The 11,629-nt window shown below is 70.9% G+C and carries 12 protein-coding genes; 6 read left to right on the forward strand and 6 right to left on the reverse strand.

Annotated features, from left to right (window positions below):
* Nucleotides 1–23 precede the first annotated feature (23 nt).
* Together ACZ7LU_RS06025 and ACZ7LU_RS06030 are read left to right on the forward strand one after the other, a co-directional pair.
* A complete protein-coding gene (locus ACZ7LU_RS06025; RefSeq protein WP_471915832.1) occupies nucleotides 24–965 on the forward strand; it encodes a LysR family transcriptional regulator in 942 nt (313 codons plus the stop codon).
* A 110-nt stretch (nucleotides 966–1,075) separates the two neighbouring features.
* Nucleotides 1,076–1,492, forward strand: coding sequence for a DUF6003 family protein (locus tag ACZ7LU_RS06030; protein ID WP_398299114.1), 417 nt, complete (start codon nucleotides 1,076–1,078; stop codon nucleotides 1,490–1,492).
* Between the two features lie 3 nt (nucleotides 1,493–1,495).
* On the opposite strand, the gene ACZ7LU_RS06035 is transcribed toward ACZ7LU_RS06030, so the two are convergent.
* The gene (locus tag ACZ7LU_RS06035) at nucleotides 1,496–2,161 is read right to left on the reverse strand and encodes a DUF1345 domain-containing protein (RefSeq protein ID WP_471915833.1); all 666 of its coding nucleotides are present in this window, start codon (nucleotides 2,159–2,161) and stop codon (nucleotides 1,496–1,498) included.
* 209 nt (nucleotides 2,162–2,370) lie between these two features.
* Between ACZ7LU_RS06035 and ACZ7LU_RS06040 the strand changes: the two genes are divergently transcribed.
* Both ACZ7LU_RS06040 and ACZ7LU_RS06045 read left to right on the forward strand, forming a co-directional pair.
* Nucleotides 2,371–2,559 carry an antitoxin gene (locus tag ACZ7LU_RS06040; RefSeq protein ID WP_398299110.1) on the forward strand — a complete coding sequence of 63 codons (189 nt, stop codon included), beginning with the start codon at nucleotides 2,371–2,373 and terminating at the stop codon, nucleotides 2,557–2,559.
* A 299-nt stretch (nucleotides 2,560–2,858) separates the two neighbouring features.
* Nucleotides 2,859–3,392: a GtrA family protein gene (locus ACZ7LU_RS06045; RefSeq protein WP_471915834.1), complete on the forward strand. Its 534-nt coding sequence runs from the start codon at nucleotides 2,859–2,861 to the stop codon at nucleotides 3,390–3,392.
* Between the two features lie 80 nt (nucleotides 3,393–3,472).
* Here ACZ7LU_RS06045 and ACZ7LU_RS06050 read toward each other — a convergent pair whose 3' ends face one another.
* From ACZ7LU_RS06050 to ACZ7LU_RS06065, 4 genes are all read right to left on the reverse strand, one after another.
* The gene (locus tag ACZ7LU_RS06050; RefSeq protein WP_468557959.1) at nucleotides 3,473–3,790 is read right to left on the reverse strand and encodes an acyl carrier protein; all 318 of its coding nucleotides are present in this window, start codon (nucleotides 3,788–3,790) and stop codon (nucleotides 3,473–3,475) included.
* A 34-nt stretch (nucleotides 3,791–3,824) separates the two neighbouring features.
* A complete protein-coding gene (locus ACZ7LU_RS06055; protein ID WP_471915835.1) occupies nucleotides 3,825–6,299 on the reverse strand; it encodes a type I polyketide synthase in 2,475 nt (824 codons plus the stop codon).
* A gap of 111 nt (nucleotides 6,300–6,410) precedes the next feature.
* Nucleotides 6,411–7,310, reverse strand: coding sequence for an alpha/beta fold hydrolase (locus ACZ7LU_RS06060; protein WP_468557963.1), 900 nt, complete (start codon nucleotides 7,308–7,310; stop codon nucleotides 6,411–6,413).
* Nucleotides 7,311–7,363: 53 nt separating this feature from the next.
* Nucleotides 7,364–8,230, reverse strand: a complete 867-nt coding sequence (locus ACZ7LU_RS06065; protein ID WP_471915836.1) for an SAM-dependent methyltransferase — start codon at nucleotides 8,228–8,230, stop codon at nucleotides 7,364–7,366.
* Between the two features lie 193 nt (nucleotides 8,231–8,423).
* On the opposite strand from ACZ7LU_RS06065, the gene ACZ7LU_RS06070 reads away from it, so the two are divergent.
* Together ACZ7LU_RS06070 and ACZ7LU_RS06075 are read left to right on the forward strand one after the other, a co-directional pair.
* The gene (locus tag ACZ7LU_RS06070; protein ID WP_398299098.1) at nucleotides 8,424–9,959 is read left to right on the forward strand and encodes a DHA2 family efflux MFS transporter permease subunit; all 1,536 of its coding nucleotides are present in this window, start codon (nucleotides 8,424–8,426) and stop codon (nucleotides 9,957–9,959) included.
* A 73-nt stretch (nucleotides 9,960–10,032) separates the two neighbouring features.
* Nucleotides 10,033–10,548, forward strand: coding sequence for an acyl-CoA-like ligand-binding transcription factor (locus ACZ7LU_RS06075; protein WP_398299967.1), 516 nt, complete (start codon nucleotides 10,033–10,035; stop codon nucleotides 10,546–10,548).
* A gap of 243 nt (nucleotides 10,549–10,791) precedes the next feature.
* Here ACZ7LU_RS06075 and ACZ7LU_RS06080 read toward each other — a convergent pair whose 3' ends face one another.
* Nucleotides 10,792–11,598: a thioesterase II family protein gene (locus ACZ7LU_RS06080; RefSeq protein ID WP_468085843.1), complete on the reverse strand. Its 807-nt coding sequence runs from the start codon at nucleotides 11,596–11,598 to the stop codon at nucleotides 10,792–10,794.
* Nucleotides 11,599–11,629 lie beyond the last annotated feature (31 nt).

An 11,629-nucleotide genomic window follows, 5' to 3' on the forward strand; every position in this document is an offset into this window, starting at 1 on the left:
GCCGTCACACCTAAGCTGAACTTATGCTCGATGTCCGTCGCCTCCATCTGCTCCGCGAACTCGACCGGCGGGGCACCATCGCCGCCGTGGCCGAAGCGCTGACCTTCACCGCGTCCGCCGTCTCCCAGCAGCTCGGCGTGCTGGAGAGGGAGGCGGGCGTGCCGCTGTTGGAACGCAGCGGCAGGCGCGTGGTCCTCACGCCCGCAGGACGCTCCCTCGTCGCACACGCCGACGCGGTGCTGAACCGTCTCGAACAGGCGGTCGCCGAGCTGGCGGGCGCACGGGACGGCATCGGCGGGCCGCTGCGCATCGGGACGTTCCCTTCTGGCGGCCACACCATCGTTCCCGGCGCGCTGGCCGAACTGGCCTCTCGCCACCCCGCGTTGGAGCCGATGGTGCGGGAGATCGACTCCGCGCGCGTCTCCGACGGTCTCCGCGCCGGTGAGCTGGACGTGGCCCTCGTACACGACTACGACTTCGTACCCGCGACGCCGGACACGACCGTGGACGAGGTGCCTCTGCTCGAAGAGCCGATGTACCTCGTCACCCATACCGCGGACACTGCTAAGGAATCCGGATCCGGGAGCACACTGGCAGCGCTGCTCGGGCCCTGTGCCGAGGTTCCGTGGATCACGGCGCGGGACGGCACGACCGGTCACGCGATGGCTGTACGCGCCTGTCAGGCCGCCGGGTTCCAGCCCAGGATCCGCCACCAGGTCAACGACTTCCGCACGGTGCTGGCTCTGGTCGCCGCCGGGCAGGGGGCCGGGTTCGTGCCGCGGATGGCCGCCGAGCCGAGCCCCGCAGGTGTGGTGCTCACGAAGCTGCCGCTGTTCCGTCGCTCGAAGGTCGCGTTCCGTGCGGGCGGTGGCGCCCATCCGGCGATCGCCGCTTTCGTGGCCGCGGCGACGACGGCGGTCGAACGCATGGCGGGTTCACGAGGCCCGGCCGGCGGCTCTGAGTGAACCGGCCGACCGTGGGAATGTGTGTGCCCTGGGCCCACCATTCGTGGCCTGGTGACGTCCTGACGACGTCCTGACGTCCTGATGTCCGAACGAGAAGGCGATTTTCCGCGATGGCCGATGACGCGTACCTGTTCCTCCTCCCCGACCGGCACCCCCGACTGGGAGCGGCCCTCGCCGCCGTCGGTGCCTTGGAATGCACGGAAACCCCTGCGGTGCACGCCTGGTTGCAGGCTCATGAGGCCTCTGTGTCCTCGGAACAGGTCAGGATTCTGCCCGCCGATGCCGAGACACTCATCCCGAAGGACGCCGAGCGGCTGCCGGTGCCGTTGAGCGAGGAGGAGGCGCTCAAGGTCGAGCAGGAGTGCGCGCCCCAGACCGTCACGGACATGGAGAGTGAACTGCTCGCGTTCCGGGAGACGACCCAGGACTGGCAGGCCCTCGTGCACCGGGCCCTGACCGCGGGCATCCCCGCGCAGCGCATCGCCCGGCTGACCGGACTCGACCCGGAGGAGATCGGCCGCCTGTAGGCGCTAGCGGCCGCCCAGTGCGGACACCAGGATGGCGACCGTGACGGTGTTGAAGACGAAGGCGATGACCGTGTTCGCCGCCACGGTTCGTCGCATGTCGCGTGAGGTCACGTCGACATCGGTGGTGCCGAACGTCGTCATCGCGGCCAGGGCGAAATAGACGTAGTCGGCCCAGGCTGGACTCCGCTCCCCGGGGAATTCCAGTGCCCGCTCGTTCTCCACGAGGTTGTCGGCCTGGAAGGTGACGGCGAAGGCCACGACCACGCAGATCCAGGCGGCGACGACCAGGGCGAGCGCCACCAGGGTGCGGGGGAGCGCGGAGAAGGTGGTGCTGAGGTGGCCGGGAAGCCACAGCACCGCCACCACCAGCGCGGCAGCCGCGATGAAGAGCGACCCCCCGGGGCCGGGCGCGGTTCCGAGGACGTAACGCTGCAGGAACGTGCCGCGGGCTTCGCGCCGCGCCCAGGAGCGGACCTGCTCCGGAGCGACGCTCACGAAGACGGTCAAGGTGATGGCGAGGTAGGGCAGCAGGTAGGCGAAGAAGACGAGCACGCCGACATCCGCTGCCGAAATCCGCACCACGGCGTCGAGGGGAAGGACCACTGTCGCGCACGCCGCGATGGCCAGGCTCACCGCCGACCGGCGCCGTTCGGAAAGCCAGCGATGCACGGACGAGCCTCTCTGGTCGGGCGTCGGGCCTTGTGTGATCGTGACCGGCTCCGCGCCCGCCGAAAGCGCGGTGCGATCACCTGCCCTCGAACGAGCGAAACGCTTGCGCCGGAAAGCCTCCCGGCCTGGCCGTGGTGGCTGCGGATGCGGATCGTGCGCTGTGCCCTGACCCTGGATGGGGGGAGGAACGCAGAGAGGCAGGTGCGCCCATGACGGTCATGGACAAGCTCAAGCAGATGCTCAAGGGGCACGAGGACAAGGCCGGCCAGGGAATCGACAAGGCGGGCGACTTCGTCGACGGGAAGACGCAGGGCAAGTACAGCGGTCAAGTCGACACGGCCCAGGACAAGCTCCGGGACCAGTTCGGCTCGGATCAGCAGGAGCCTCCGCAGAGGTAGGCAGCGTCAGGGCGGAAGCGGTCCGGGTGACCGCTGACCGCTGATGCAGATGCCGCAGACGTCGGCCCCGCACTCCTCCGGGTAAATCGGAGCGTAGGCGGGGCCGACGTGTGCGCGTGCGGCCTCGTCTCTGCCGCCCCTCTCCGCCCCGTCTCTGGCCCCTTGGTGCCAGCCTGACGGGAAAATGGCACCACGTGGTGCCACGCATGTGCCATGATGGCGTCATCGAGAGCGCGCTGCCCCGACTCGCGGGCAGGAAGGACGCGTTCCGCAGAGCCGGCCGTCGGAGGGGTTGCATCATGGGGACAGCACAGAGCCAGGAGCAGGCCGCCGCGCCCGGTGCCTGCGCCGCCTTCGTCCGCTTCGTGCTCTGCGGTGGCGGAGTGGGCCTCGCCTCCAGCTTCGCCGTCGTCGCCCTCGCCTCCTGGGTTCCCTGGGCGCTGGCCAACGCCCTGGTCACCGTGGTCTCCACCGTCGTCGCCACCGAGCTCCACGCCCGCTTCACCTTCGGTGCGGGTGGGCGCGCGACCGGGCGGCAGCACGCGCAGTCGGCCGGTTCGGCGGCGGCCGCGTACGCGGTAACTTGCGCGGCCATGGTCGTCCTGCAGCAGTTGGTGGCGGCGCCCGGCGCGATGCTTGAACAGGTCGTGTATCTGTCGGCCTCCGCGCTCGCCGGTGTCGCACGGTTCGTGGTGCTGCGCCTCGTCGTCTTCGCCCGGAACCGCTCGCTGCCCGCCGCGGCCGCCGTGCGCACCGCCCGTCCCGTGCCCGCGATCGTGGCCCGCGCTGCCTCGAAGTCGGCCGATCCCGCGGCGCTCTGCCCCGCCGCCTGACTCCGTGCCCGCATGTTTGTGCCCCCGGTGCTCCGTGCGTCCGGGGGCGGGGTGGGCGTCGTGCCCGGGTGGTCCAGGGGTCACGCGGTGGTGTGTGCCAGCTCCTGGCCGAGGTGGTGGGCGAGCTGTGCGGGCGTGGGGTTCTCGACGATGGCGACCATCGCGATCTCCATCCCGGTCAGCGTCATCAGCGTCTTGGTGAGTTCAAGGGCGGTAAGGGAGTTGAGACCGTTCTCGAGGAAGTTGCTGTCGTCGCTGAGGGTGGTGTTCAGAAGGGTGCCGGCCTGGGTGCGGATGGTGTCGGTGAGGAGCTTCTCGCGTTCCTCGGGGGTGGCCGCGGCGAGCTGCTTCTCCAGCTCGGTGGCGTCCTGGCCGGAGGTGTGGTCGGTGCTGGTCATGACTGCTCCTGTGTGAGTGAGGTGTTGGCGGGGGTCACACCGCGGCGTGCGCGGTGTGGTCGTGCAGCCAGTAACGCGTGGCCTGGAAGGAGTACGTCGGGAGGTCGATGGTCCGGGGGTGGGGCGTGCGCTGGACGAGAGGGGTCCAGTCGACGGTGCCGCCCGTGGTGTGAAGCCGCGCGAGGGCGGTCAACAGGGCGCGTACGGCGGAGGTTTGTGTGCCTTCCAGTGAGAGCGCGCCCAGGTGGAGAAGTGTGTGGGTCTCGGGGGTGGGGGGCGTGGTGGGGGCCTGCGAGGTGAGGTGGTGGTGCCAGTAGTCGGCGGAGGCGATGGGGGTGTCGGCCGGGGCGGTGCTGGTGAGCGTGAGCGTGGCGCGTTGGAACGTCAGCTGCTTCAGCACGGGCTCATAGGCGTCGGGCGGGGCCGGTTGTCCAGCCTCGGTGGCCTGGGCGGCAGCGGCGTGGGCGGCGGCCAGGCGGCACGCGTCGTCGAGGGTGAGGATTCCCGCGGCGTACGCGGCGGCGATGTGGCCGACACCGTCGCCGGTGAGGGTGTGGGGGCGTACCCCCGTTTCGAGGAGCAGCCGCGCGAGCGCGGTGTGGACCGCGAAGCGCGCCAGTTCGGGGTGGGGAGTGGGGAGGGGAGCCGGCAGATGGGTGTCGAGGAGAGCGCGCGCTTCGTCGAAGGCGGACGCGAAGAGCGGGAACGCCGAGTGGAACTCGGCACCTCCGAAAGCCGCGCCGAATGTCGCGCCAGGTTCGGCTCCGGGCGCCGTCTCCGGCGTCACCCCGTCGGCCGGGCGGCCGTCGAAGTGCCAGGCGATCTTCTTCGGGCCGGCCTCGGGCGTGGACCGGACCAGGTCCGGGTGGTCCTCTCCGGCAGCCAAGGCGCGGGCGGCGGCGAGGAGTTCGGCGTGGTCGGTGCCGGTGAGGATGGCGCGGTGTTCCAGGGGGCTGCGGGTGGCGGCGAGCGAGTAGGCGACCTCGGCCGGGGAGGGCGCGGGGTCGGTGGCCGCCAGGTGGGTGACGAGGGCCTTCGCCTGTGCCCGTAGGGCCTCGGGCGTACGAGCGGACAGGCTCCAGGCCACCGGGAGTTCCGGGGCAACGGTCGACGTCTGGGCGCGGGCGGCAGCCGGCACCGGAGCCTCGTCCACCGGAGGCTCTTCGAGGATGAGGTGCGCGTTCGTGCCGGACGTGGCGAAGGCGGAGATGCCGACCCGGCGGGGCTCCTCGCGGCGGGGCCAGTCGACCGCCTCGGTGAGCAGCCGTACCGCGCCCTTCTTCCAGGCGGCGAGGGGCGTCGGGCGGTCGACGTGGAGGGTCGGCGGCAGAGTGCCGTGCCGGAACGCCTGCACCATCTTGATGAGCGCGGCCGCACCCGCCGCCCCCTGCGTGTGCCCCGTGTTGGACTTGACGGAGCCGAGCCACAGGGGCCGGTCGGGGGAGCGGTCGGCGCCGTAGGTGGCGAGGAGGGCCTGGACCTCGATGGCGTCGCCGATGGGGGTGCCCGTCCCGTGCGCCTCGACGGCGTCGATCTGGTCCGGGGAGAGCCGTGCGTCGGCGAGCGCGGCGCGGATCACGTGCTGCTGGGAGGGGCCGTTGGGGGCGGCGAGGCCGTAGCCGGCGCCGTCCTGGTTGACCGCGGAGCCGCGGATGACGGCGAGCACCGGGTGGCCGTTCTTCCTGGCGTCGCCGAGCCGCTCAAGGAGGACGAGGCCGACGCCTTCGCCCAGGCCCATGCCGTCGGCCGCGGCGGCGAACGGTTTGCAACGGCCGTCCTGCGCGAGCGACTTCTGGTGGGCGAAGGCGTGGAAGGTGTGCGGCGTCGACATGACGGTGCCGCCGCCGGCGAGGGCGAGCCGGCACTCCCCGCGGCGCAGCGCCTGGCAGGCCAGGTGGAGGGCGACCAGGGAGGACGAGCAGGCCGTGTCCACACTGATGGCGGGGCCTTCGAGGCCGAGGGCGTAGGCGATGCGGCCGGAGACGAGGCTGCCGGACGTGCCGCCGCCCAGATAGGGCAGCAGCTCGTCGGGCGCGGTCTCGAGCCGTGTCGCGTAGTCGTGCCCGGTGGCGCCGACGTAGACGCCGGTGAGGGTGGAGCGCAGGGTGTGCGGGGCGATGTGGCCGCGTTCGACGGTCTCCCACGCGAGGTGGAGCATGAGGCGCTGGAGGGGTTCGGTGGCCACGGCCTCGGTGTCGCTGATGTCGAAGAAGCCCGCGTCGAAGCCGGCCGCGTCGTCCAGGAACCCGCCGAGCTCCGCGTACGGGCGTTCCTCGGGGAGTTCCCAGGCGCGGTCGTCGGGGAAGCCGGTGACGGCGTCGCGGCCCTCGGACACCAGATCCCACAGGTCGTCCGGGGTGCGGGTCTTGCCGGGCAGCCGGCAGGCCATGGAGACGACGGCGATCGGCTCGTGCTGTGCGGCCTTCATTTCGCGCAGCTGCTGCTGGGCCTGGTGGAGCTCGGCCGTCGTCCACTTGAGGTATTCGACGAGCTTCTCTTCGTTCGCCACGGGAATGGTCAGCCTTCCTGTTCTCGCGCGTGAAGCCTCAGGTGGGACGAGGTCGGGCAAGGTGGGCAGGCAGGAGCCGCGCGCTGTGGGTGCCAGGGTCGCCGCGGCTGCTTAAGCGGGTCTAACTCCCGCCTTGCCGCCGGGCATCGCCTCGCACGAGCGGGCCAGCAGCAGGAGGTCGGCGGCGATCTCGTCGGGTGCGCCGGCGTGCAGATCGTGGTCGGAGCCCGGGTACCAGCGCACGCTCACCTGCTCCAGGGCCGCCTCGGCGGCGGCCACCCAGGCCCGTACCTGGTCGGACAGTTGGGGGATGGCGGGGATGAGGGGCAGCAGCCGCACCGGCACGGTGATCTTGGGGTACCAGTCGGCCGGTGCCTCCCGTTGCAGGCCGGCGACGATCGACATGACCTGTGTCGAGGTCAGGCGGGGGATGAGCAGGCCGTCCGGCCCGACGCGGTAGTCCGCCAGGCGTGCCTCGATGGAGGTGGGCGACCAGTCGGGATGGGTGGCCCGCAGGTAGGCGCGCATGTCGGCGGCGCTGGTGGTGCCCTGCTGGGCGCGCCGGACCACGTCGGCGGTGCGCTCCCAGAAGGCACGCATCACCGGTCCGTCGAACTCGTACCAGCCGCCGTCGATCAGGGCGAGACCGGCCACCAGGTCCGGGTGCTCGGCCGCCAGGCGCAGCGCGAGGTGCGCGCCCCAGGAGTGCCCGGCCACCAGTGCGCCGGACAGGTCGAGGGCGGTGACGGCCGCCACCAGGTCGGTGACGACCGTCGCATTGTCGTACCCGTCGGGCGGGGTGTCCGACTCGCCGTGGCCGCGGTGGTCGACGGCGTAGGCCGGGTGTCCTGCGGCGGCGAGACGGGCGGCGACCTCGTCCCACATCCGGGCGTTCGACAGCATGCCGTGCAGCAGCAGGAACGGACGGCCCGGGGCTCCCGGCCCGTCCGCGGGCCGGTACCTGACATTGAGGGAGACGGTCTGCGACACGGGGATGCGGAGGTTCTTCACAGGCGGGCCCTTGTGATCCCTTGTGCTGGGGGAGGAAAGCGGAGGCGGCACGCTCAGGGGCGCTGCGCGGTCGCGAAGATGTATCCGAGCTCGGGCATCTTGCCGAGGGCCGCCTGGTTGTGCAGGAACAGCTCGTATCCCTCTACGCCGATGATGTCGACGTACTCGTCCCGGTGGGCGCGGATCCACTCGACGTAACCGTCGTAGGTCTTGGCGGTCTCGCGGGTGATGTCGGTCAGTTCGAGGACGGTCCAGCCGGCGGCGCGGAAGATGTCGGGGTAGTCCCCGATGTCGGTGAGCGCGGCGTAGATCGTGGTGTCGCTGACGGTGGCGGTCCGGGGCCGGCTGGGGTCGGGGTTGAGGTAGACCATGTCGGCGATCGGCATCCGCGCGCCGGGCTTCACGACGCGGTGGGCCTCGGTGAGCACCTGCTGCTTGTCCGGCATGTGCAGCATGGACTCCAGGGCCCAGCAGTGGTCGAAGGAGCCGTCGTCGAACGGCAGGTTCATGGCGTCGACCTGCTCGAAGCGGACCCGGTCGGCGAGGCCGGCCTCGCGCGCCCGGCGGTTGCCGCGCTCCACCTGGCGGGCGCTGACGGAGATGCCGACCACCTCGACGTCGCGGGCGCGGGCCAGCTGCATGGCCGGGGTGCCGTTGCCGCAGCCGATGTCGAGGACGCGGTCGCCGGGGGCCGGGTCGAGGCGGCGGATCATCTCTTCGGTCATCTGGACCATGGCCTCGTCGAACGTGGCCTGCTGCTCGCCGCCGTCGAACCAGTAGCCGTAGTGCAGATTGCCGTCTCCGAGCTGAGTCATCAGGTCGAAGACCTTGTGGTCGTAGTAGTGGCCGATGTCGCTGGGCTCGGGGGCGACGGTCTTGTTCACCGTCGGGGGCTTCTTGGTCGTCGCGTTCTTCGTCACGGCTTCAGCGTCACTGTGCGGCGGCGGGCGCCACAACCCCACCCCCGCCCCTCAAAAGCCCCTATGGGCCCGCCTCGACCGCCCCTAGAGAGCTGCTCTTGACGCGTTCCATACGGAACGGGTGGTACCCCTCCGAAAAAAATGAGAGTACGCTCCCACTAGATATTGAGCTCTCTTTAGGAGGTCGACTCCCATGTCTGCTGATCTGGGTGCGCGGCGGTGGTGGGCCGTCGGTGCTCTCGTGCTCGCCTCGATGGTCGTGGGCTTCGATGTGACGATCCTGAGCCTGGCGTTGCCTGCCATGGCCGACGATCTCGGCGCGAACAACGTCGAGCTGCAGTGGTTCGTGACGTCGTACACGCTGGTGTTCGCGGCCGGCATGATCCCGGCCGGCATGCTCGGTGACCGGTTCGGACGCAAGAAGGTCCTGCTCACCGCCCTGGTGATCTTCGGCATCGCCTCGCTGGCCTGTGCCTACGCGACGTCCTCCGGCACCTTCATCGGCGCGCGTGCGGTGCTCGGTCTGGGCGCCGCTCTGATCATGCCGACGACGCTGTCGCTGCTGCCGGTCATGTTCTCCGACGAGGAGCGGCCGAAGGCCATCGGAGCGGTGGCCGGTGCGGCGATGCTCGCCTATCCGCTCGGCCCGATCCTCGGCGGCTACCTGCTCAACCACTTCTGGTGGGGCTCCGTCTTCCTGATCAACGTGCCGGTGGTGATCCTCGCCTTCCTCGCGGTCTCCGCCTGGCTGCCCGAGTCCAAGGCCAAGGAGGCCAAGCCGTTCGACATCGGCGGCCTGGTGTTCTCCAGCGTCGGTCTCGCCGCGCTGACCTACGGCGTGATCCAGGGCGGTGAGAAGGGCTGGACGGACGTCACCACGCTGGTGCCGTGCATCGGCGGTCTGCTCGCCCTCGTGCTGTTCGTGATGTGGGAGAAGCGGGTGGCGGACCCACTGGTCGACCTCTCGCTGTTCCGCTCGGCCCGGTTCACCTCCGGCACCATGCTCGGCACCGTCATCAACTTCACGATGTTCGGCGTGCTCTTCACGATGCCGCAGTACTACCAGGCGGTCCTCGGCACCGACGCGATGGGCAGCGGCTTCCGGCTGCTCCCGATGGTCGGCGGTCTGCTCGTGGGTGTGACGGTCGCCAACAAGGTCGCCAAGGCCCTCGGCCCGAAGACCGCGGTCGGCATCGGCTTCGCCCTCCTCGCCGCCGCCCTGTTCTACGGCGCCACCACGGACGTCAGCAGCGGCACCGGCCTGGCGGCCGCCTGGACCGCGGCCTACGGACTCGGCCTCGGCATCGCCCTGCCCACCGCCATGGACGCCGCCCTCGGCGCGCTCTCCGAGGACTCCGCCGGCGTCGGATCCGGCGTCAACCAGTCCATCCGTACCCTCGGCGGCAGCTTCGGCGCGGCCATCCTCGGCTCGATCCTCAACTCCGGCTACCGCGGCAAGCTCGACCTCGACGGCGTGCCCGAGCAGGCGCACGGCGCGGTCAAGGACTCCGTCTTCGGCGGCCTCGCGGTGGCCCGGGCGATCAAGTCCAACGGACTGGCCGACTCGGTGCGTTCCGCGTACGTCCACGCCCTGGACGTGGTGCTCGTGGTCTCCGGCGGCCTCGGACTGCTGGGTGTGGTGCTGGCGGTGGTGTGGCTGCCCCGCCATGTTGGTCAGAGCACCGCCAAGACAGCAGAATCTGAGCATGAAGCCGCAGACGCAGTCTGACCAGGGCAAAACAGTGCCTGGTCTGAGAGAACGCAAGAAGGCCCGGACGAAGGCCGCGATTCAGCGGGAGGCGGTGCGCTTGTTCAGGGAACAGGGCTACACCGCCACGACCATCGAGCAGATCGCCGAAGCCGCCGAGGTCGCTCCCAGCACCGTCTTCCGCTACTTCGCGACCAAGCAGGACCTGGTCTTCTCGCACGACTACGATCTGCCCTTCGCGATGATGGTCCAGGCCCAGTCGCCCGACCTGACGCCGATCCAGGCCGAGCGGCAGGCCATCCGCTCGATGTTGCAGGACATCAGCGAGCAGGAACTGGCCCTGCAGCGCGAGCGGTTCGTCCTGATTCTCTCCGAGCCGGAGCTCTGGGGCGCCAGCCTCGGCAACATCGGCCAGACCATGCAGATCATGAGCGAGCAGGTGGCCAAACGGGCCGGGCGCGACCCGCGGGACCCCGCGGTCCGCGCCTACACCGGAGCCGTGTTCGGAGTGATGCTCCAGGTCTCGATGGACTGGGCCAACGATCCGGACATGGACTTCGCGACCACACTGGACGAGGCACTCCACTACCTGGAAGACCTGCGGCCCTGACCGAAGGGGCGGGCGCACACCACAGAGCCCGCCCCGGCCAGACGTCGTACGAGGCGCCATCGGCCGTCGCGTACGACCCCCGCGCCCCGGATTCCCCCGCGGGGCGCGGGGTCAAGAAAAAAAGAGACGACCGCACGCGGCCACTGTTCCCCCGGCTGCCGCGTCCGGTCCAACCTGGCGTGCTCCGGCTTCCCTCGACGGAGCACGCCAGGGGTCTGTCCGGCCCCCTCCCGGCGGCTCCCGTCAGACGCCCGGCCCCGCCGCCAGCGCCTCGGTCACGACGGCCGCCACCTGTTCCTGACAGTCGTCGAGGTAGAAGTGCCCGCCGGGCAGCACCCGCAGATCGAATGCCGCGCCGGTCCGCTCCCGCCACGTTGCGGCCTGCTCCGGCGACGTCCGCTCGTCGGCGTCCCCGATCAGCGCCGTGATCGGGCAGTCGAGCCGGCCGGGTCCCGGCGCCTCGTAGGTGGCCACGGCCCGGTAGTCGGCCCGCAGCGCGGGCAGGACGAGCTCCTGCAGCTCGGGACTGCGGAAGAACCGCTCGTCGGTGCCGCCCATCGCCCGCAGATGGGCCAGGATGTCCGCGTCCCCGAACGCCCCCGAACGGCCCGCGGGACGGTAGGGCCGCGCGAGCCCCCCGGAAACGAACAGGTGCACGGGAAGGCCGGGCCCGGCCGGTCCCCGCAGCCGCCGTGCCACCTCGAACGCCACGATGGCGCCCAGGCTGTGCCCGAACAGCGCGAACGGCTTCCCGTCGCACGGCAGGTGGGGCACGACGCCGTCGGCGAGCTCGGCCACCGACGCCAGACACGGCTCCGCATGACGGTCCTGCCGCCCCGGATACTGCACGGCGAGCACCTCGACGCCGGGCGCGAGCAGCCCGGAGAGCCCGAAGTAGTAACTCGCCGAACCGCCCGCGAACGGAAAGCAGACCAGCCGCACCGGCGCCTCGGCCGCAGCGTGGTACCGCCGCAACCACACCCCGTTTCCGGTGGCTGCACCGAACTCGTCACCGATCTGTGGTGCCCGCGCCGCCGTGCCCCTGTCCATCGCTCTCCCTCTCCTCGCGTCGCTCCGCGGG

Source organism: Streptomyces sp. NPDC039462 (genome assembly GCF_055639375.1).